Annotated in this window: 17 protein-coding genes and 2 riboswitches; of the genes, 5 read left to right on the forward strand and 12 right to left on the reverse strand. The window is 59.8% G+C overall.

Annotated elements, in window-relative coordinates:
- Nucleotides 1-3: 3 nt before the first annotated feature.
- Nucleotides 4-2,289, reverse strand: a complete 2,286-nt coding sequence (locus Q1A75_RS16615) for a glycosyl hydrolase family 28-related protein (RefSeq protein ID WP_299555457.1) — start codon at nucleotides 2,287-2,289, stop codon at nucleotides 4-6.
- Between the two features lie 279 nt (nucleotides 2,290-2,568).
- Between Q1A75_RS16615 and Q1A75_RS16620 the strand changes: the two genes are divergently transcribed.
- Together Q1A75_RS16620 and Q1A75_RS16625 are read left to right on the forward strand one after the other, a co-directional pair.
- Nucleotides 2,569-3,876 (forward strand): NAD(P)/FAD-dependent oxidoreductase, encoded by a 1,308-nt coding sequence (locus Q1A75_RS16620; RefSeq protein WP_299555454.1) that lies wholly within the window; start codon nucleotides 2,569-2,571, stop codon nucleotides 3,874-3,876.
- Between the two features lie 67 nt (nucleotides 3,877-3,943).
- A complete protein-coding gene (locus tag Q1A75_RS16625) occupies nucleotides 3,944-4,723 on the forward strand; it encodes an alpha/beta hydrolase (RefSeq protein WP_299555451.1) in 780 nt (259 codons plus the stop codon).
- A 45-nt stretch (nucleotides 4,724-4,768) separates the two neighbouring features.
- Here Q1A75_RS16625 and Q1A75_RS16630 read toward each other — a convergent pair whose 3' ends face one another.
- The 7 genes from Q1A75_RS16630 to Q1A75_RS16660 form a co-directional block, all read right to left on the reverse strand.
- A complete protein-coding gene (locus Q1A75_RS16630) occupies nucleotides 4,769-5,473 on the reverse strand; it encodes an RES family NAD+ phosphorylase (RefSeq protein WP_299555448.1) in 705 nt (234 codons plus the stop codon).
- Entirely contained in the window at nucleotides 5,470-5,886 is a 417-nt protein-coding gene (locus Q1A75_RS16635) for an antitoxin Xre-like helix-turn-helix domain-containing protein (RefSeq protein ID WP_299555445.1), read from the reverse strand. Before Q1A75_RS16635 ends, Q1A75_RS16630 begins: the two co-directional genes overlap by 4 nt.
- 88 nt (nucleotides 5,887-5,974) lie before the next feature.
- Nucleotides 5,975-6,376, reverse strand: coding sequence for a DUF4864 domain-containing protein (locus Q1A75_RS16640; protein WP_299555442.1), 402 nt, complete (start codon nucleotides 6,374-6,376; stop codon nucleotides 5,975-5,977).
- A 126-nt stretch (nucleotides 6,377-6,502) separates the two neighbouring features.
- On the reverse strand, nucleotides 6,503-7,756 hold the full coding sequence (locus Q1A75_RS16645; protein WP_299555439.1) for a Hint domain-containing protein: 1,254 nt from the start codon (nucleotides 7,754-7,756) through the stop codon (nucleotides 6,503-6,505).
- 224 nt (nucleotides 7,757-7,980) lie between these two features.
- The gene (locus tag Q1A75_RS16650) at nucleotides 7,981-8,940 is read right to left on the reverse strand and encodes a YHYH protein (protein WP_299555436.1); all 960 of its coding nucleotides are present in this window, start codon (nucleotides 8,938-8,940) and stop codon (nucleotides 7,981-7,983) included.
- A 24-nt stretch (nucleotides 8,941-8,964) separates the two neighbouring features.
- Nucleotides 8,965-9,606 carry a PEBP family protein gene (locus Q1A75_RS16655; protein ID WP_299592475.1) on the reverse strand — a complete coding sequence of 214 codons (642 nt, stop codon included), beginning with the start codon at nucleotides 9,604-9,606 and terminating at the stop codon, nucleotides 8,965-8,967.
- A 399-nt stretch (nucleotides 9,607-10,005) separates the two neighbouring features.
- Nucleotides 10,006-11,583, reverse strand: a complete 1,578-nt coding sequence (locus tag Q1A75_RS16660; protein WP_299551403.1) for a lysine--tRNA ligase — start codon at nucleotides 11,581-11,583, stop codon at nucleotides 10,006-10,008.
- Between the two features lie 144 nt (nucleotides 11,584-11,727).
- Between Q1A75_RS16660 and Q1A75_RS16665 the strand changes: the two genes are divergently transcribed.
- The 3 genes from Q1A75_RS16665 (at nucleotide 11,728) to Q1A75_RS16675 (ending at nucleotide 15,736) form a co-directional block, all read left to right on the forward strand.
- Nucleotides 11,728-12,150, forward strand: a complete 423-nt coding sequence (locus Q1A75_RS16665; RefSeq protein WP_299205837.1) for a tellurite resistance TerB family protein — start codon at nucleotides 11,728-11,730, stop codon at nucleotides 12,148-12,150.
- A 255-nt stretch (nucleotides 12,151-12,405) separates the two neighbouring features.
- Nucleotides 12,406-14,133 (forward strand): hypothetical protein, encoded by a 1,728-nt coding sequence (locus Q1A75_RS16670; RefSeq protein ID WP_299551406.1) that lies wholly within the window; start codon nucleotides 12,406-12,408, stop codon nucleotides 14,131-14,133.
- A 91-nt stretch (nucleotides 14,134-14,224) separates the two neighbouring features.
- Nucleotides 14,225-14,313: riboswitch (glycine riboswitch) on the forward strand.
- Nucleotides 14,314-14,342: 29 nt separating this feature from the next.
- Nucleotides 14,343-14,449, forward strand: a riboswitch (glycine riboswitch).
- Nucleotides 14,450-14,503: 54 nt separating this feature from the next.
- The gene (locus Q1A75_RS16675) at nucleotides 14,504-15,736 is read left to right on the forward strand and encodes a D-amino acid dehydrogenase (RefSeq protein ID WP_299551409.1); all 1,233 of its coding nucleotides are present in this window, start codon (nucleotides 14,504-14,506) and stop codon (nucleotides 15,734-15,736) included.
- Nucleotides 15,737-15,824: 88 nt separating this feature from the next.
- On the opposite strand, the gene dacB is transcribed toward Q1A75_RS16675, so the two are convergent.
- The 4 genes from dacB to Q1A75_RS16695 all read right to left on the reverse strand — a co-directional run bounded on the left by dacB (nucleotide 15,825) and on the right by Q1A75_RS16695 (nucleotide 19,796).
- Nucleotides 15,825-17,315, reverse strand: a complete 1,491-nt coding sequence (dacB, locus tag Q1A75_RS16680) for a D-alanyl-D-alanine carboxypeptidase/D-alanyl-D-alanine-endopeptidase (RefSeq protein WP_299551412.1) — start codon at nucleotides 17,313-17,315, stop codon at nucleotides 15,825-15,827.
- Nucleotides 17,316-17,361: 46 nt separating this feature from the next.
- The gene (locus Q1A75_RS16685; RefSeq protein WP_299551476.1) at nucleotides 17,362-17,958 is read right to left on the reverse strand and encodes a nicotinate-nucleotide adenylyltransferase; all 597 of its coding nucleotides are present in this window, start codon (nucleotides 17,956-17,958) and stop codon (nucleotides 17,362-17,364) included.
- Nucleotides 17,959-18,033: 75 nt separating this feature from the next.
- Nucleotides 18,034-18,504: an MOSC domain-containing protein gene (locus tag Q1A75_RS16690; protein ID WP_299551415.1), complete on the reverse strand. Its 471-nt coding sequence runs from the start codon at nucleotides 18,502-18,504 to the stop codon at nucleotides 18,034-18,036.
- Entirely contained in the window at nucleotides 18,501-19,796 is a 1,296-nt protein-coding gene (locus tag Q1A75_RS16695) for an alpha/beta hydrolase (RefSeq protein WP_299551418.1), read from the reverse strand. Before Q1A75_RS16695 ends, Q1A75_RS16690 begins: the two co-directional genes overlap by 4 nt.
- Nucleotides 19,797-19,845: the final 49 nt, after the last annotated feature.

Below are 19,845 nucleotides of genomic sequence, written 5' to 3' on the forward strand. Positions count from 1 at the left end.
GGATCAGCCCCGGTCCATCCGAACTGTCGCCCGGATCGAACCTCTCATGTCCTCGCTGAACTCCAGCGTGAATGCGTCTTCCTCTGACCCTGCACGGCCACGACCCACAGGCGCTTCGTAGCGGCGCTGGTTCGACGTGTTGCGCAAGTCCCCGGTCAACGAGACAGAATCCACGAACTGACAGTAGCTTTCAAAGGGCAGCCTATTGTCGGTCTCGACCGTCCAGGTGCGGCTGTTCGTACCCTGTGTATGTGAGATAACCAGCGGGTTTTCAGCATGTTCACGCACATTGTGGTACGAATTCCCCTTGAACCAGACGGCGCGGTTCCGATCATAGTCCAGATCGGCAAAGCTTGTATCGACACGCTCTGCGCGATCAATGTTGCCATTGATCGACCGGAAGCGGTTGCCGGTCACTGTAACGCCGTTCAGGAAATGGCCAGCAGCATGCGGCTTGACCACGAGGTAGCTGAACCAGGGTGCCACATCGCCTGACAAGAACACGTTGTCGGTCAGACTGAACGAGCTGAAAGAAAATCCAGCAGTAAACTCCGGTGTGGGGTCACGTTCATTCGTCCATTCGACAAAGCAGTTGTCGATGTAATTCCCAGTGACCACGCTGGCGGTGTAGTTGGCCTGCAGAACAATACCGGCGGTGCGGAAGCCGTCAGGCTCACCGTCACCCTGGAAGAAATGGTTGCCCTTGATCAGATGGTTTTGACCGCCGAGCAACATGAAGTGTCGGAACTGAGTGGCCCGGCAATCTCGGACCTTGGCGTCATTGGAATTGACATTGAACCCGATCGAGTTGCGGTTCGATACGGTCTGAGATTCCTCGGCGGACAGGAACTGACAGCGATCTATCAGAATGCCCTGGCATCCTCCTCCGATGGAGGTGATTCCACGATCCTTCGGACGGCTTATGAAGCATTCCTGCAACTCGAATGTTGGACCGGCAGGGGCCAGCATGATGCCGGAGCACTTGTTGTTACACTGGAACTCGATGTTCGACATGTTGAACTTCGACAGCTTCGAAAAGCCGCTCAGGTCGATCAGGTAATCAAACCGGTTGAACGTCAGAACTTGTGTGCCTTCCGCATCATAGGGTGGGGCATTCAGTTCGATGGTACCGGCGCCCACGTTCTTGCTGCGAACATAGACTTCGCGGCCAAACCCGTTCCCGGTGACAAGGGCACCTACCGGTACGTTGGCAATGTTGGTCACATTGGTCAGGGTGCGCCCGTCTGATGACGAATAGGTCGCTTGGCTGGTGACCGTTTGTGTGCTCCAACCGTCACCCAACGCTTCGAACTGACCGTTCCGGATCACCCGGCGTGTGTTGTACTGATCGCGGTTCGGTACAGCCGACTGCATGTCGATGGGTTCGAACACGGCAATCCGGCGTCCGCCCATGTCCAGGCTTTCATGGTCCGAGCTGTTCAAAAGGGCCTGAAAGGCCTTCTTGAAAGCCAAAACCTCGTCGTCAAATGCTTCGACATAGGTTGGGAGATCATAGCTTTTGCGCAGCAAAAGCATCTTGTCGTCCGGCATGCTCAGCGTGCCTTCGAACTTGACCAACTCGTCAAACGTGACGTTCTGCTCAAGCCGGAACACGCCCTCCGGAACGAGGATGGTCCGACCATTGGCTGCTGTGTTTGCCGCGTCAAACGCATCGCTGTCGTCGGTTGCACCATCGCCAATGGCGCCAAAGTCACGGACATCCACAACGGCCAGTATGTCGCGCAGAAACACGGATGTGATGTCTTCGATGATGATATCGTCAATGCGAACGATCCCGCCGTTGGGGCCGGTCAGGTCCAGACCGAAGTGGCCGTAATCTGCGTCCGCGCCCCACACAAGATCCACACCAGGGCGGTTGCCCGCTCCAATGATGGCGGACACTTCGACGATCTCGCCATAATTGGTCAGGGGCACGCTGTCTCCGGTCGTATCAACACCGGGTACCGGAGTGCCGTCGGTGCGCGCGGCATAGCCTGCGATGCTCACCGAAGGCAGGCTGCCACTGATCGCTTTCAGGCGCGCGGTCACGCGCAGATAGCAACCGGGAAGCAAGGGCGTTTCACCCTTGTACCGAACACGCGTGGTGTTCGACGTCTTCTGCAATTCAAGGCAACCGCCGAAATCCTGGTCCGCTGGTACAAACGCCGCATTGGGCGCGTTTTGATAGCTGTCTGACCCCGGGGTACCATCGCCGCTCGACCAGACACTCAAACCATCCGCAAAGGCGGGCGGCATCAGCAGCACGCCATCAGTAATTGCCTTGTTCATCCATTCATCCCTTTTCCGCAGAGGCCGAAACGGCCCATGTCACGCAGTCAACCTGAACCCAGCCAGGGGACCCGGCTGTCACGGGCAAGGGAAGTATCAACAAGGGGTTAACGGGTGCCGACAGGACCGTGCGGCGCAGGCCGCACACGCGCAACGCCGGGGCCAATTGTTACAGCGGCTCACATCCTGTGCATCAAATCTGGAATAGTCTGCGCACAGCCACGACCTATGTTAGATGCACGTGCAGCAATACTCTTTGCAACCGCAGCGAGGTGGATCATGTCAAAACAACCCCGTCCAAAGGTCGTTATCATTGGTGCAGGCTTCGGCGGTCTTGCCGCGGCCCGCGCGCTGAAAAACGCCCCGGTCGATATCAAGGTTATCGATCGCAGAAACTACCACCTGTTCCAACCATTGCTTTACCAGGTGGCGACGGCTGACCTGTCGCCGGCAGATGTGGCTTGGCCCATCCGGGGGATTTTCTCAAACCAGCAGAACGTTTCGGTCGCGCTCACCGAAGTGTTGGACGTGGACAAGGGCAAACAGCAGGTCATCACCGAAGAGGAGCAGTTCGACTACGATTACCTCATCGTGGCTTCGGGTGCGCACCACTCCTACTTTGGGCGCGACGAATGGGAAAAACACGCCCCCGGCCTCAAACGGATCATCGATGCGACCGAAATCCGCAAACAGGTGCTTATGGCCTTTGAACGGGCCGAGATTTCAAACTCGGACGCTGAACAGCGCCGCCAACTGACCTTTGTTGTGGTGGGTGGTGGCCCCACGGGCGTAGAAATGGCAGGTGCTATCGCTGAACTGGCAAACCACGCGCTGGCCGCAGATTTCCATCGCATCAACTCGCGCGATGCCCGCATCATCCTGATCGAGGCAGGCGATCGGTTGCTCAAAGCCCTTCCAGAGAACCTGTCCCAAAAAGCGCATAAATCGCTCGAGAAACTGGGGGTCGAGGTGATGGTCGACACCCGCGTCGAAGACATCACCGAAGCGGGGGTGCAATTGTCTGATATTTTCATCCCGTCGGCGTGCAAGGTCTGGGGCGCGGGCGTTGCAGTTAAAAACGTTGGCCGTTGGCTCAACGCGCCCACGGACCGTACCGGCCGGGTGGCTGTGAATGACGACCTCAGCGTACCGGATCACTCGAATGTTTACGTGATCGGGGATGCCGCCCAAGTGCTGTGGAAAGACGGCCTCGACGTGCCGGGCATTGCGCCAGCCGCCAAACAGGGCGGCAAGTATGTGGGCAAACGGATCGCGGCACTGGCGGCGGGCCAATCGCACAACATACCCTTCCGATATCGGCACGCCGGCAATCTCGCGACCATCGGGCGGCACGCCGCCGTCATCGACTTCGGCAAATTGCAACTCTCGGGCTTTGTGGCGTGGTGGCTATGGGGGATTGCGCACATCTACTTCCTGATCGGCGTACGCAACCCGATCTTCGTCGCGATGAATTGGTTCTGGTCCTACCTCACCTTCTCGAAAGGGGCGCGGTTGATTACCGGTCTCAGGCCATTGCACGAGGATCACGATACCGAGCCAAAACCGACAGCACAGGCTGCTGAATAGACGGTCGTATCTGCGCCGGTCTTGGTCCGACAATGCCACCCAGCCAGAGGTAGAGCCGAGGCTCAGAATGTCCGAAATGCAGCAAGACATGCGCCAACATGGGCCAACCCCATCCTCTGTCGTCGTGCTTCACGGTGGCCCCGGCGGTGCGGGAGAGATCGAACCCTTCGCGCAAGAACTCGGGCGCAGAGGGCATGCGGTACTGGAACCCTTTCAGACAGAACGATCTGTGGATGGACAGGTCGCCCAGTTGCGGGATCAAATCGAACGGTACTGCGCGCCACCTGCTGTCGTGATCGGATGGTCATGGGGGGCATGGCTGGGCTGTTTGCTTGCAGCCAGCCATCCTGCGTTGCTGCGCACGCTGATCCTTGTGGGCAGCGGTCCGTTCGATGCACGGTACACCGGTGCAATCAAAACGACAAAGGCGTCCCGTCTGACTGATGAGGAGCGGGTGGAACTCGCCGCGCTCCGCCCACAAGACGGCGATCCCAATCAAGTCCACCGGTTCATCGAGCTCAATGACGTATCGGATACTTTTGCGCGGGATGCCTCGCCGATCCCGCAGGTGCGGTTCGATGCTGCGATCCACAAAGCTGTTTGGACCGAGGCCGACGCTATGCGCAAATCCGGTGCGCTTTTGCAGGCCTTGTCAGCCATCCGCTGTCCGGTCGTTGCACTGCACGGCGATTACGATCCGCGCCCCGCAGAAGGTGTACGGTTGCCGCTGCAGGCTGCACTTCCCGCTGCGACTTTCACGCTGCTGGAACACTGCGGGCACAAGCCATGGCAGGAGGTCCATGCCAGCGCCCCGTTCTATCGTGCGGTCGAAGCGGCCATCGGTTGATCAAGGTCTGTTTGATGGCGCGTGCCTCCACGGCTACGGTTATTGTCAAGCGGCTGAAATCAGCGGGTCAGGCTGCCCTGACCATGTGAATACCCAGGTATCCCCTTGTCTGACATTCTGGATCAGATGCGGTCGAAATGCGGCCATGCACGCGCCTCCGGCCCTCCGAACTGAAGGGTAAAGAAAGCCGTTTGACCCCGCAGCCATGTACCGGGAGGCCAAACGCTGACCGGCCGGGTACCCAACGACGGGATCAGGGTCCAACTCGGTGCCCAGACCCGCTCCGTTCAGATCGTGCAATTCCGTCGCAAACGAGGCGTTAAGCTCCCGGTAGGCCGTCACGTTTTCATAAATACCGGTGGCATGCAGTTCCTGCGTCAGGTGCCACCCCACCTCGGACTGGGCCGTCTCAACCCGGTCCTCTCCCCACGTCGCATACCAGGCTCCGCGCTCGGGGCCGCTGAAACGGTTCCCCGTTTCCCGCGTGTAACAAAATGCGGCGTTGATATAGGTCCAGCCGTAGCCATGATGTTCGGTGACCAATTCGTCCGGATGGATCCCCGATGGAATGAACCCGGGCAGGCCGCGACGCGACGACGACCGACCCTCCAACTCTGCCAAAAAGGCAAGATCGTCCTCATCATCGGCCAATGGCGCCAGCGCGGGCTCATCAATGTAAGCGGTCGAGATCAGACGTGTGGTTGCGGCCTCGACAAATGGGCGAACCGGGATGTCATCGACATCGCTCACACGCCGCCCCGCAGCGCATCGATATGGTGCCGAACGGATATCATCGCGGGAATACCGCCGGCAATCATGCGATCAATCGGGGCCTGACCACCAAAGGCCAGACCTGTATTCGGTTGTTTGGGCCAACCCGCCTCCAGTGGACCATTGAACAGCAGGCGCAGCCCCTTGAAGATACCGATCAACAAGCTGGCGCGCATCATCTTGTCCTGATCAAGGTTGCCCTTGAAGGCACCCGCTTTCATCCGGCTCCACGTGGCCGTGGGCACATCAAACAAGGCGGCCGCTTCCGCGTTGGTCAGGGACCACGCCTCTGCGACCCGCACGATGGCCTTGACCACCGTGGCAATGCGCTGGGGATCGCTCAGGGGCGCGATGGCTTGTGGTTGTTCAACCTGCTGTGCAGCATGAATCATATCAGCATCCTCAAAAGATACGATACCATTTATCATATGATAAGAAAAGTTTCAAGTGCAGCAGACGTGCCGATCACGACCATGACGCTCACGCACTTGCGCCGGGCGCGTCCAACAACTGTACCCCACTGATTTTCCAGCCGTCCCCGGTTTCGATCATGCTGTAGGCCAGAAAATGGATCACCCCGTCCGCATCTTCAATCCGCACGGTCTGAATATACCCTCCGGCCTCTTCGCGCAGGTCCAGATAGGTGACGTCCGCCGGACGCCAAACCATCGGATATCCCTGGGTGACCATCCGCCCAAAATTCTCGGGTGTGCGGAAAATCCCCTGTATCGACGGTGCGGCAAAGGTAAAGGCCTGCGCGAAATCATCCGTCTTGAAGGCTTCGATCTGGCTGGTGATCACCGCTTCGATCTCGGTCTCCTGCGCGATTGCAGCACCCGCCAGACCGACGGCCAGAACCATTCCCATCATCCACTTGCGCATCTGTCTTCTCCCTTTTGTTTGGGAAAAACCTAGAACGCCATGAAGTGCAGGCAATGCCGCGTGTTCCACCTGACAAAGGCTAAATCGCGACCCGGTAAGGGCCGCCCGTCATTCGGGCAGGGCGCCCTACGACAACAAAGAGGTCTCGAATGCCTTCACACAGGGGCGGGCGGTGTGCATCGTATCGGGGCCGTGACGGGCCAGTTCCGGAAAAAGGTCAACCAGCTCTGAATAGCAACCCTGTTCCGCGTCGGTGATATGGTCGCCAATGAAAAAGCTCTCCAGCAGAGCATTGTCAGAAAACACGATTTCGTGCCGATCAAACATGAAATGGACATAGGTGACGTCCGCGCAAGGCTCTCGAAAGATCCGGTCGCCGTCACACAGATGCTTGGCAGCGCACAAAACCTCGCGGGAATGAAACAGAAGCTCGCATTTCCAGCCGGACAAAAGCACGCGATGTTGCGGCGAAAGCCTGAGGCTCCTGCTGTTTCCAATACTGCCGGGCAGGAAACGTATCGGCGCATGAGGGCCGCGTCCACTAACAGTGCGCTTTCCGATCCATTTGATTGGCTGGGGCCCATGATCCAGCGTCACAACGCGATCGCCCTGCTCCAGATGTTCCACCGGAACATCACCATGCGCTGTCCTTATCCGCATGCCAGCGGTGAAGCAGGCAATCGTGACACTTCCGATTCTCAGATAGACGAAGTTTTCTCCGTTCGGCAGCGTGACATTGCCGCCGTCGGAGCCAGCAGAGAAGGGTGTGAATGTCGATCCATCAGGCAGGATCAGTGAATCCGTTCCTGCGCCGCCCTGGACAAAAGTGGTGTTCAGACCGGCAAAGATAACGTCGTCACCAACACCGCCATCCAGGTTCCCGCTGCCGTCCTGACCAAAGAGCGTATCGTTCCCTTCACCGCCACTAAGGTTGTTGTTGCCGCCTCCGCCCAGCAGCAGATCGTTGCCTTCACCGCCATCAATATTGTTACTGCCAACACCGCCTGTCAGGGTGTCGTTTCCTCCGCCCCCGTTTATGGCTCCGCCAAGGGTTCCGTCATCGGTGAGAGTGTCGTTGCCACTGCCTCCGGTGTAACCCCCCGCGTTCAAGCCGACCGACCCGCCGACCTCGCTGTTCCCATTGTTGCCAACGAATTCAACGAACTGGCTGAACGATCCCGAGGTGATGTCGGCATCTGAATAGGTCGTCACGACACCGGACACGGTGTCTTCGAATGTGATCGAACTGTCTGTCAGGGTAATGTTGGTCGTGTCACTGACGCCAGAGACGTCAATCGTGCTGTCCCGGCCAATATCCAGCGCCGCCCAGAACGTGGGATTGGTGATGTCGGAGTCCGTGATCGTTAAGAAAACAGGCATAGAATACCTCTTTGTTCCCCAAGACGATGGCTAGCGGTGTCGATACGAAAGTCGCATGTTCGAATCAGTGAATTGTCGGCTGCAAATGCAACCATGGCAAGAATTTGGCTGTGAGACGGCCCGTTTGCGCGAATTCCCACCGAAATGAGCCTCGGGCGTCATGGCCCCAATATCAATCGGACGAGGTCCGTAGCTCAACACTCAACCAAATGCCGAAACGACCATCACCGACAGAACTCGCCTTCCGTCACTTGACCCTCATTCGTGACGGTCTTCGTTGTAAAATCATAGCAGTTCGGACGCCCGGAAGGCGCATAGCGGATGTAGTATTCGCCTCCTTCATAGCGGTAGTCCATACTGCGGCTGCCATCGTCGTTTTGCGTAAAAATCAGGTTCTCGACCCCGCCTTTCGGCGGCCTTCCGGACTCAACACCGCCACCGTCTGCGGCTGACAGAGGGCGAACACGAGGAAGGCTGTCAAAATCACGCACCTCACCCATCAAACATTGCACGATGTAAGGCGCATCTTCCGAAGTGTGGTAACGGTAGCCAAAAATGCTGTCAGGCTGCCCGTTGCAGACATCCAGCGCACCATCGGCAATTGCAGTGCCGTCGGGGTTATTGTCCCCGTAGATTGGAAACCCGTCAAACGCCCAGCCTATGATGGCGTCATCTCCGGCATTCTCCATGGTTTCAATCATGCAAGTCGGTTTGACATGGTAGTGATAGTCATCGCCGCGTCCCGCATGCCCGCCGCATGCGTCAAGTTGCTGGGTTTGCCACGTGTCATGTTGGGCCTGATGGCGCGCCAGATCAGCTTCGCTCATTTCTCCGCCAGCGGTGTAGTCATAGATCGGCACACCGTTGACAGCGACACCCAACGCCGCGTCCCGGGTCAGGGGGGTGTCCCCCAACACGGGCCCGAGGATGATCGGCGCCGCATACTCCGCCGGAACAGGCACCTGTTCATTTGTACCGACGATCCCGGTCATCAATTCATGATCGGGATAGGTGTCCGAGGTGATGGTCGCATGGGTATCCGTGCAGGACACCACAACGCTTTCATCAAAGCCAGCATCAGCCACCGATGCTGCAACCGCTGCGCAATGGTCTTCATGCGCAGCTGCGGAAAAGCCGAAGAGGGTCATGGAAGATAAGAGGAAAGCAAATGCAGTGCGGGTCATGCGTGCAGCTCCTTGTCCTGGTGATCAGTTGATGGTCAGGCGACACAGAACGGTATTGCTTTGCTCAAGGTCCGGTCCCCAGATCAGCTCGGCACCCTCGACCCAATCGATCTCGTCATAGCCGTCTTTCGGATCGACTTCGCGCGCGGAAAATTCATTCGCCTGTGGCCAATCCGACGCGTCAAAGTCGATCAGATCCCAGCCCACCGGTTCCTGCGTCATGTCAAAACTGCAAGATCCTTGTCCCGCAACCGGGTTGGCCTCACTTTCGCAGGATTTGTCCAGCGGTGCAGTGTGGATCACCAGACACTGCCATTCCGAGTTGCTGACTGCGACGGTCTCGCCTGCGGCATCTTTGATCTGCAGGATGACACCGCCATCACCCATCTGTTGGCGTCCTGTGCCGATGTATTCAAGACCGGTATCGTTTTCCTTGAAATCCTTTGCGACAAGGCCGATCACCATTGGCCGGGCGGCTTCGAATTGGAAACTCTCGGCGTTGAAAGAGCGTTCCGTGGTGATCGGAACGCTATCCTCGGCCACTTTCTCTCCGTTGACGCGCATCTCGAACCAGTTGTCGGCCCAGACTTCGGCAGAAAAGGTTTCAGCGGACAGCGAAGAGGTGGCAAGAACGGACACAAGGACTGCAATGGCAGATTGGTTCATCGGACACTCCTGCGAAGTTGTGTCCATATCAAACGCAAAGCCCGAAGATTTCCGTCGCTGATGAACGTATTAATTTATGAAGCGCGTGTTGGTGGCTGATCGGTTTTATCCGCTCAACTACTTTTGCCTCGGGAATGACCGGCAATCCAGTGGCAACGATCCGAGGACAAGGCTCCGTGGGCACCAACAAACTGGACGGCGCAATACGGATTGGCGCAAAGGCCTGTCATATCGGCCAATGATACAATGCCGCCCGTCCTCGGGCAGCAGCATGCGTCGCGCATGGTTAATTTTGCCTGACCCCAACGTGCAGAAGCCAAGCGGTTGATCCCGCCCGGCTTTCACAAGTCATTTAAATTTCAATGACATGACCGAACACCTTGTCCCCGCGGGGGCAGATCAGCTCACCAGCTCTCCGGCCAGCCCTTTTTCGATCAGCGCGATGGTTTCCTGCACCCCGTAAAGGGCAATGAACCCACCAAATCGTGGTCCTTGCGAGGCCCCCAAAAGCACCTCGTACAGCGCTGTGAACCAGCCCCGCAGCGGATCGAACCGGTCGCGCCCAACGGCATAGACAACCGACTGCAATGCCTCGTCATCGATGGGTCCGTCATAGGCTTCCAACTCGGCCTTCAGCGCCTCCAGCGCCTCGCGTTCGGGATCGGTCGGCAGGCGGTACACCTTGGCCGGTTTCACGAAGTCGTTGTAGTAACGCACTGCATGTCCCACGGCCTTATCCATGCCTGGATGCGTCTCGGGTCCGGTCTCGGGCGCGTAGCGGCGGATGAACCCCCACAGCTTGTCCTTGTCCTCGGCTTGGCTGACGGACGCAAGGTTCAGAAGCATCGCAAAGGGCACAACCATATCGCTTTCCGGCACGTCGCCGGAATGGATGTGCCACACCGGATTCGCCGCCTTGCCCTTGTCGTCCTGCCCCGGATAGGCGCGCAGTTGCTGGTGGTATTCATCCACTGCCTTCGGGATGACGTCAAAGAACATCCGCTTCGCCGTCTTCGGCTTTTGGTACATGAAATACGACAGTGACTCGGTGCTGGCATAGGTCAGCCATTCATCGATGCTGACCCCGTTGCCCGACGACTTGGAGATTTTCTGACCCTGGTCATCCAAAAACAGCTCATAGCTGAAGTGGTTCGGCGGCTGCACCCCCAGCGCCCGACAGATCGCGTCATAGATCTTTTCGTTGGTGGCGTGTTCCTTGCCATACATTTCAAAGTCGACACCCAGCGCCGCCCAACGGGCGCCGAAGTCAGGCTTCCACTGCAGCTTCACGTTGCCGCCGGTGACGGGCAGGGTCCATTCCTTGCCGCTCTCATCATCAAAAGTGACCGTGCCGTTCACCGCATCCACGTGCTTCATCGGCACATACATCACCCGGCGGCTTTCCGGATGCAGCGGGAGGAAGATGGAGTAGCTCGCCGCCCGCTCTTCGCGCAGCGACTTCAGCATGATCTTCATCAGATCATCGTATTTCTCGGCACAGCGCAGCAGGATTTCATCAAACCGGCCAGAGGCATAGAATTCGCGGGCCGAGATGAATTCGTACTCGAACCCGAACGTGTCAAGGAACCGGCGCAGCATGGCATTGTTGTGATGGCCAAAGCTTTCATGTGTGCCGAACGGGTCCGGTACATCCGTCAGCGGGCGCTGCAGATGCTGTTCCAACACCTCGGGGTTCGGCACGTTGCCCGGCACCTTGCGCATGCCATCAAGGTCGTCCGAGAAGCAGATCAGCTTGGTCGGGATGTCCGAGATCGCCTCGAACGCGCGGCGCACCATCGTGGTGCGGGCCACTTCGCCAAAGGTGCCGATATGAGGCAGACCCGAGGGGCCGTAGCCCGTCTCGAACAGGACATATCCTTTCTCCGGTGGCGCCTTTTCATAGCGTTTGAGCAAGCGGCGCGCCTCTTCGAACGGCCAGGCTTTGCTGCTCATCGCGGCGTCACGGAAACTCGACATCTCATATGATCCCATGTGGTGGGCCTGCGCCCTATGCGCGGCCCTGGCTGACTGTCCCCGCAGGGACAATCCCGCCGCTACCTATTGCGGGCTGCCCCAGCCGTCAATATTGAGGGGGAAAGCACCCAGAAAGGACACCGGACCATGGCCGCTTCACAACTCTCCCTCACGGCGCAGGATGCACTGGTCGCCATGATGATCGCCGTGTCCGCCTCGGACGAGGATATTCGCACCGCCGAACTGGTCAAAATCAATTCGGCCGTGAACAACCTGCCTGTCTTTGCGGGTTATGACCTCGACCGGTTGAACCGGATGGCGCAGATGGTGTTCGACCTCTTCGAACAGGAAGACGGGCTGGATGCCTTGTTTGGCCTGGTGCGCGAGGCGTTGCCAGAGCGCCTGTTCGAAACGGCCTATGCCCTGGCCTGCGACGTGGCAGCCGCCGACGGCACATTGGACGAGGCGGAACTGCGCCTGCTGGAAGAGATGCGGTACGAGTTGAACATCGACCGTTTGCACGCCGCCGCCATCGAACGCGGCGCGCGGGCGCGGCATTTGACGCTGTAACAGCCCGCTGCGGCGTCCAGCCGAAACACGTACGGTCTGCCTTTTCTTGATCCGAGAAGGCCTTTCGACTGAAGGCCTTTCGACTTAGGATAGTAAGTGCCACGCGCCTCGGCGCGCGGTTCTGTTTTGTTTAATGGCTTTTTTGCCGACAGTTTTTTCGCGTGTCCGGGCACCCGTGTTGCCCCGTGTCCCGGATGGTGACGTGCGCACATATTCCGCCCGCCACCTGTAATTTGAAATGAAGTGGATTTTGGAATGCGTCACCCAATCAAGGCTATTTGTGCCGCCGCGGCAGTTGGACTTGGCCCCGTGCCCGTCAGCAGCCAATCGACCCAAACTGACAACGCGATGGAGCTGTCATTCGCTTCGGCGCCGTCCCTGTCGGCGCGTTCCAGCGGGCGCAGCGACATCCCCGGCAGCTTTGCGGTCGCCGCACCAGAGGTGGTCAAGCTGGGCTGGGGCTGGAGCGAACAGCGCGGCGAGGCAATCCCGACCGAGTGCATTCTCTTTTCGGAAGGCAGCGGTGGCGCGCAGACCAGCAACATCACGATCCGGGAAGTGTCCGACAGCTACACGCTGGCCAAGGCCATGGACGTGTCAGCCTCGACAACGGTGCGCGCGTTTGGGGCCAAGGTCGACGGCAAGGCATCGATTTCCAAGAATTCCAAGATCACCTCGATGAGCGTTACCTACGTGGTGCGCGCCGAGGTGCTGAACGACAGCGTCTACGTAGCACCCCCTCTGCGTGGCGACACAGGCGGTCCCGTGCCAAAGGCCGAGACAGTCGCTGTTACGACAGGCGCGCCAGCCCCCATCGGTCCGTCGGTCCGGCTGACCGACGAAGCGGCGGCGCTGGCGCAGTCCAACCCGACGGCATTTCGCCGGATCTGCGGGGACGGGTATGTCTCTGCCGCCGTCAGCGGTGCGCGCGCCTACCTGGTGTCTGTGGTCAAGACCCAAAGCAAGGAAGAACGCGAGACCATGCGCGCATCCGTGACCGGTGAAGGCTGGGGCCAGAAGGCATCGGTTGCTGCCGGGTCGGACAAGACGGCCACCTCCAGCAGTTACGAACGTGATCTGACCTTCTTTCAGGAAGGCGGCTCGGCCACCCAGACCAACCCGGCACCTGTGACCGCAGACACCGGCGACGCCGACCCGGATGCGCCCGCGCCCAATCCCTTGGCCGACAGTGACCTGCCTGCTGATGCAGACCAGGCTATTGCCCGCATCCGGAAACTGGCCACCGCCGCGCGGGATGCCGGCAAGCTGTTCGAAATTTCAATCAGCCCCTACGAGGCACTGGCGAACTATCCCGAGGCTGACGCGCGCCTGTCCGATCTGGACGAACACGAAGACCTCGCCGCGCTGATGGGCGCTTACGAGACGCTTTATGACGACCTGACCGAGGCACTGGCCGACCGCGAGGGATACGCCGCGCCCGTCCGGTCTTGTGGAGACACATGTTCGACGACCTTGGTGTCGTTGAAAGAGCCGGACGCCTTCCGGCAGGTCGAGGACGCACAGGACATCGCACTTCTTGCCCTCGATCAACTGGAACAAATGGCGCAGGCCTGCTTTGCCGCCGGCGACGACTGTACCATCGACCTCAGCGCGGTGCGCTCGCCCTATGCGGCCTATGTGAATGCACCCATTCCGGTTGCTTCGGGCGAAGCGGTGCCCGAGTTGGACGATCATGTGTCCATCTTTTTGCGCGATACCTCGGCAGGTCGTTGCCGCCTGGGCGCGCGTACGCCGGGTTGCATCACCAATGCGATGATCCGCGCATGGCAGGACAGGCAGGGTATGAAAAGCGTTCCGGTCGACAATGTTGCCGAGGTTGTTGGCACGATTGCCGAATGCGAAACCATCGCGGACAACCGCGCTTATCGCGGGGATGCCAATGACCCGGACGCCTCCATCGTCTGGACCAATCCTGCGGTCACATTTGACCGGTTTGGCAACTTGGTGTGCCCGCCCGCCTGACCCGGACGTCACAGGCGGACACGTGATTGCGTAAGGGTGACAAAACCCTTTGCACGACCCGTCAATGCCTTCTATACGCGGGTCAGTCGCAGAGGCCGACATGGGAGAGCGCGGGACATGCCCGCCGCCGAAGGAGCAACGCCCCGGAAACTCTCAGGCACCACGAACCGTGTCGGCCGCGTCCCGTTCGATGTCATTCGGAGGGGCACATGTGATGATCTGGAGAGTGGTCGGACGTCACGCGCCCGGCCCACCGAAGGAGAAAGCGGCCCTCTTGGTCCGTGAAGCTCTCAGGTCTCGCGACAGATGGGGACGCTTGCCCGGCACGGTGCCGGATGCGTCCATATCTGCGTGCACTGGGAGGATCCCCATGACCCATATTGCCGTGATCGGCGCCGGTATTACCGGTATTACCACCGCCTATGCCTTGGCCCGCCGTGGCTATGACGTCAGCGTGTTTGACCGCAACCGCTATGCCGCGATGGAGACGTCGTTCGCCAATGGCGGCCAGCTCTCGGCCAGCAATGCCGAAGTGTGGACCCGCTGGGGCACCATCTTCAAGGGCCTGAAATGGATGTTGAAATCCGATGCGCCCCTGCTCGTCAACCCGGCGCCCAGCTGGCACAAACTGTCGTGGATGGCTGAGTTCATGGGCAACATTCCCGACTACGAGCGTAACACGATTGAAACGGCACGGCTGGCCATCGCCGCCCGTGAACACCTGCTGGAGTTCGCGCGGGAAGTGGATGCTGATTTCGACATGGAGCAGCGTGGCATTCTTCATGTGTACCGCCAGCCGTCTGAATTCGATCATGCTCGTCGCGTGAATGCGCTGCTCGAAAAGGCAGGTTTGGAGCGTCGCGAGGTGTCAGCAGACGAGGTGCAGCGCCTGGAGCCCGCGTTGCAGGCCGACACCATTGGTGGTTTTTACACCCAGAGCGATTTCACCGGCGACATTCACCGCTATACCCGTGCGCTGAGCGACCGGTGCGAGAAGATGGGCGCGTCTTTTTACTACAAGTGCAAGGTCACGGACATCACGCATATTGGTGCGGGTGTGCGCCTGACCTGGGAGGATGCGGGTGCAACCGAGACGCAGGCGTTTGACGGCATTGTCGTGTGTGCGGGCGTTGGCAGCCGCGCCATCGCGGCACAATTGGGCGATCGGGTGAACATCTATCCGGTCAAAGGCTACTCCATCACCGTCAACCTGGATGATGCAGAGAGCCAGGCAGCGGCCCCTTGGGTCAGCTTGCTGGATGATGAGGCCAAGGTCGTGACATCGCGTTTGGGTCGCAAGCGGTTCCGTATTGCGGGCACGGCCGAGTTCAATGGCTACAATCTCGACATCCGCGATGATCGTATCCGGCCCCTGCGGGAATGGTGCGAGGTGTTCTTCCCCGATGTATCGACCGAGCATTGCGTGCCATGGGCAGGACTACGGCCCATGCTGCCGTCGATGATGCCCAAGGTGGGCCCGGGTGCAAAACCCGGGGTCTATTACAACACCGGGCATGGGCATCTGGGCTGGACTCTGTCCGCGGCCACGGCGCAGGCGACGGCAGATATCATTGATGTGAACCGAATGAAGAACGCAGCGTGACGGAGGTCATGTAAGGTGCCGCTTGCTGCGCCATCCACCTCTGACATGGTGTGATGAACAAAACCCGTAAGGCGGAGGTGTCCTCCGCCTAGCTGCCGTAGACTGCACCCCAGCGCTCAATCAGCTTTTGCTGCATGGCCTTGGCCCGCCGGTTCCAGCTGCGTGCGCCCTGCGGTCGTTCGCGGTTGGCGCGGGTGATGCGGGACCGCGTTGCCTCGTCCGCGGCGAAGATGGCAAAGGCCATCTCGGTGCCGTCCCGCGCCGTCATGTAACCTGCCAGCCCCGATACGAAATTCAGCGTGCCCGTTTTTGCGTATACTTCGATCGGGTGGTTCGTGATCGCACGGCGTTGGGAATCGAGCATCGGGATCGGCTTGAGGATCGGGCGCAGAACGTTGTCCTGCCGTGCCTTGACCAGTGCTGCCACCATATCGTCCGCCGTCATCTCGCTGTCGCCTCCCAGGCCCGAATGATCAACAAGCCGTATCTGCGGCGTGCCAAGCGCGGCCTTGGCCCAGCGATTCATTTCGGACGCCGAGGCCCGCAAGGATGAGGGCCGACCGCTACGTTTGGCGGTGGCCGCCATACCCACCATCTCGGCCGTTACATTCGTTGAGAAGCGCAGCATGTCGCGCAGGATGGAGCGCAGATCGTCGCTTTGATGCTGTGCGAGGGTCGTACCCTGCGGAATGCGACTGACCACCTTGGGATTTTTCAGGACGATACCCTGTGACCGCGCGAGTGTCTGGAACACGTCACCAGCATAGAGCGCTGGCTTGCGTACCGGCAGCCATCGGGCTCCGCCGTTCCCAAGCGCACCACGGGCAACGCTCCAGTTGTCGGTCCGGCCACCATCCGAATAGGTATAGACCGGCGCGCGTCGTTCGCTGAGCTGCATCCGCGCAATGGCCACGTCGGGGCGGTACCGATCAGACCGCGCGTCCATGGTCAGATTGTAGCTGCTGCCCTGCCGCCGCCATTCGAAATGCACCCGGTTGAAATTCAGGGCAATGCCCGACAGCGCCGGGCTGTAGCCCAGGTGATCGGGCTGATCCTTGTCGATCGTCGGGACCTGAGGGAACATGCCGTCGGCCACGTTGAAGTCGCCGCGCACCTCACGGATACCCTTGGCCTTGAGCGCGGCAGCGAGGTCTGCCAGCGCGTTGGTGTCGAGCGTCGGGTCGCCTCCGCCCACAAGCACGAGATCACCCTGCACCACGCCGTTCGACACGCCGCCTGTCGCGACGATGCGCGTCTGGAACCTGTGCGACGCCCCGAGCGTGTTCAGCGCATAGAGCGCCGTCACGGCCTTGGCGACGGAGGCGGGGGGCGTGCCGACCTTCGCGTTGTCGCCTTCCAGCTTTGTTCCGGTCCGGGCATCGGCCACCGCATAACAGACACGCCCGCCCAGCTTGGCTTCGGCAATGATGTTCTGTGGATCGGCAATGGCCTTCTTGAAGTGATTGCCGCCACGCGCTTGCGGTCGCAAGGACGCTGTCGGTGGCGCTGCGAGGCCAGCTGTGGCCGTGGACCCGGCCAGGCTGGCAAGAAAGAAACGTCTCGAAATCGTGCGCAACATGGCCGCATGTAAACGCAGCTTTGCCCGGCAAACAAGCGGTCAGAGATCACAAATCCGAAGACGGCGTCCACTTGCCTTGCGCCCGTATCGCCGTGGACGATTGCGCTGTCATCGCCACGTTCACGAAACACCAGGCCGGTGCGTCTGATTGACCCAGAAGTTGGCTTGCCCGTCCCGAGATTCGATAGGACCGATAAAGCCGTGCGGCGGGGCTCATTCGCGCTGAAATCCGATCTCCGGGACGGGCCAGAACGCCCACGGGCACGTTTTCCATGATCCAGGTCCAATCCTGCCATAGATGAAACTGGGCAAGGTTGTCGGCCCCCATCAACCAGACAAACCGTACGCCGGGATACCGCTGCTTCAGCGCTGCGAGGGTTTGCGCGGTGTAACATGTGCCAAGGCGCGCTTCGATATCGGTGACGGTTACGCGCGGGTGCTGCATCACCTGTTGCGCGCGCGCCAGACGGGTGGGCAGGGGGGCAGGGCCTTTGGCCTTGAGCGGATTGCCGGGGGAGACCAACCACCAAACGTGGTCAAGCCCAAAGCGCTTTATCGCCTGGCGCGTGATATGGGCGTGCCCGTCATGGGCAGGATCAAAGGAGCCACCCAAAAGGCCGATGATCTGGCCCGGTCTGGCCATGGGAAAAGCGGGGTGGGTCACGTCGTGGTCCGTCTTGGTCAGTGCGCAGAACCGGACGCCAAACGCTGCGGCTTGTCAATCAATTGGCTGTACACCGTCGCCTATTGCAACCGCGCCTGGCTTCACCACCTCGGCGCACCAGCCACCGTGACCGCGCATTGCGGCATACCCGCCGTGCCCCAGGAGCCGCTCCATCAGACTGCAAGGCGCGCATATGGTCGTGAAGCGCAAGACAGCCGTGCCGATTTGCACCTCGCGTCCCTTGAGGCCCGCAAGGTTGAGGCCGCTCACCATGATGTTTCGGCGCAGCAAGGTCGGGTCAATCTGATCACGCCCGAGATAGGAGGCAATGGCGGGCAAGTGTTCGGCCTGCACCAACGTGACCGCACGTTTACCGGCGCGACCGCGATCGCCTTCGATGCCGCTGTCAGAAATCTCGGCCCGATCCAATACCTGTATGTCTGCCGCCCGCGCTGGGCGCACACCAATCCATGCCACCGTTCCGGGCTGCGCCCAACGGGCCATCATGTCGTGAAGGTCACTCACCGTTCTTCGCTACGCGCCCTGCGCGCTTCGAGGCCAACGAGATCCGGCAACCGCTCAAGCGGATAGTTCGGGTGCAGCACCCAGATGCCCGCCTCGTCCTGTTCAAGCGGTCGCAATGTGCCCCCGGGAAAGGCCCGCGTGCGCAAGGCCAGAACCACGTCTGACAGCACCGCCGGGTTGTCGCGGAAATAGGCATGTCCGAAGCCACCGCGCACATTTTCCACCCGGATGAAATGCACCAGCCCCTCTTTCTGGAGGATTGCCAGTTCACCATCGACAAAATCTTCGTTTTTGAGAGCACCCAGCCGGATCGAACGGGTCAGATAAGCCGACAAGCGCAATGCGCCGTCGTTCGGGTTGATGTACAGATTAATCTGTTCAAAGGATTCCGAAAAGCGTTCGGCCTGCAGGCGCTGGCGCACGATATCAACGTCAAGATCGGGGGCCGCCATGATCAATGTGCCCGTTTTGAGGGCAAGCTTGGGGTGTACTCCGGCGCCGCGCGCCTCGATCATCAATTCGCGCAGGGCCGTCGTGACCACATCCGTGCCACGCGAATGCGCAATGATGTCGATGTTGTCGACCTCGGGCATATCCGCCAGCATGCGCAGGAATTCCTTGGTGTGGTGTACGGAAAAGACACCCGCATCCCGGTCACGGAAGTAACCAAGCGGACCAACCCCGTTCCCGGCAGGCCATGTGAAAGAAACCGGAACGGACTCGCGCCCGGCAAAGTGCCACATGTTGGCAAGCGTCGTCAGGCTGTCTTCGAAATCGTTGTTGAAGCCGTGGACATAAACCAGCAGGCTGCGGTTGCCGGTTTGGGCAATCTCGTCCGCGATCACAGCCTGAAAGCGGGCGGCCTGTTCGTTGTAGACATCCAATGACTCTTGCAGGTGGTTGAGCTGTCCGTCTGCCCGGGCGTAGGGCAATGGCGTTGCTTCGAACCGCACGATCTCTTCGAAATCCGGCACCCAGAGGCTCGAAATGCTTTGATCGGAGTCGCTGCGGGTCCTGTCCAGCAGTTCTTCCCACCCCAGATCGCGTCCGAACTTGACCGTAGCTGCCCCGAACGCCATCGAATCCGACCTGTTGGCGCCATAGGTTTTACCGTTCGGTTCGCGATCAGTCATGTAGAAGATCTTGGGTTCAGCTGTGCGCCAGACAGCGGGCACCAGATCATCTGGATAGTTCAGCCCGCTCTTGTAGAGGTTCGGCGGCGGTGCGAGGCTAATGCCAACCGCACAGCCTCCCAGAACATAGCAGGCTGCAAGCAGGATAAACCGCCGCATGTCAGGTACTTCCGCAAGTTTCGTCTGTCACCGCTAACACAGGTGGTGC

The organism is uncultured Tateyamaria sp. (assembly GCF_947504105.1).
Lineage (GTDB): Bacteria > Pseudomonadota > Alphaproteobacteria > Rhodobacterales > Rhodobacteraceae > Tateyamaria.

Excerpts from the sequence above, each read along its gene's own strand:
- Q1A75_RS16615 (WP_299555457.1), bottom strand. The coding sequence starts at position 2,289 with ATGAACAAGGCAATTACTGATGGCGTGCTGCTGATGCCGCCCGCCTTT.
- Q1A75_RS16620 (WP_299555454.1), top strand. The coding sequence starts at position 2,569 with ATGTCAAAACAACCCCGTCCAAAGGTCGTTATCATTGGTGCAGGCTTC.
- Q1A75_RS16625 (WP_299555451.1), top strand. The coding sequence starts at position 3,944 with ATGTCCGAAATGCAGCAAGACATGCGCCAACATGGGCCAACCCCATCC.
- Q1A75_RS16635 (WP_299555445.1), bottom strand. The coding sequence starts at position 5,886 with ATGATTCATGCTGCACAGCAGGTTGAACAACCACAAGCCATCGCGCCC.
- Q1A75_RS16640 (WP_299555442.1), bottom strand. The coding sequence starts at position 6,376 with ATGCGCAAGTGGATGATGGGAATGGTTCTGGCCGTCGGTCTGGCGGGT.
- Q1A75_RS16645 (WP_299555439.1), bottom strand. The coding sequence starts at position 7,756 with ATGCCTGTTTTCTTAACGATCACGGACTCCGACATCACCAATCCCACG.
- Q1A75_RS16650 (WP_299555436.1), bottom strand. The coding sequence starts at position 8,940 with ATGACCCGCACTGCATTTGCTTTCCTCTTATCTTCCATGACCCTCTTC.
- Q1A75_RS16655 (WP_299592475.1), bottom strand. The coding sequence starts at position 9,606 with ATGAACCAATCTGCCATTGCAGTCCTTGTGTCCGTTCTTGCCACCTCT.
- Q1A75_RS16660 (WP_299551403.1), bottom strand. The coding sequence starts at position 11,583 with ATGTCGAGTTTCCGTGACGCCGCGATGAGCAGCAAAGCCTGGCCGTTC.
- Q1A75_RS16665 (WP_299205837.1), top strand. The coding sequence starts at position 11,728 with ATGGCCGCTTCACAACTCTCCCTCACGGCGCAGGATGCACTGGTCGCC.
- Q1A75_RS16670 (WP_299551406.1), top strand. The coding sequence starts at position 12,406 with ATGCGTCACCCAATCAAGGCTATTTGTGCCGCCGCGGCAGTTGGACTT.
- Q1A75_RS16675 (WP_299551409.1), top strand. The coding sequence starts at position 14,504 with ATGACCCATATTGCCGTGATCGGCGCCGGTATTACCGGTATTACCACC.
- dacB (WP_299551412.1), bottom strand. The coding sequence starts at position 17,315 with ATGTTGCGCACGATTTCGAGACGTTTCTTTCTTGCCAGCCTGGCCGGG.
- Q1A75_RS16685 (WP_299551476.1), bottom strand. The coding sequence starts at position 17,958 with ATGGCCAGACCGGGCCAGATCATCGGCCTTTTGGGTGGCTCCTTTGAT.
- Q1A75_RS16695 (WP_299551418.1), bottom strand. The coding sequence starts at position 19,796 with ATGCGGCGGTTTATCCTGCTTGCAGCCTGCTATGTTCTGGGAGGCTGT.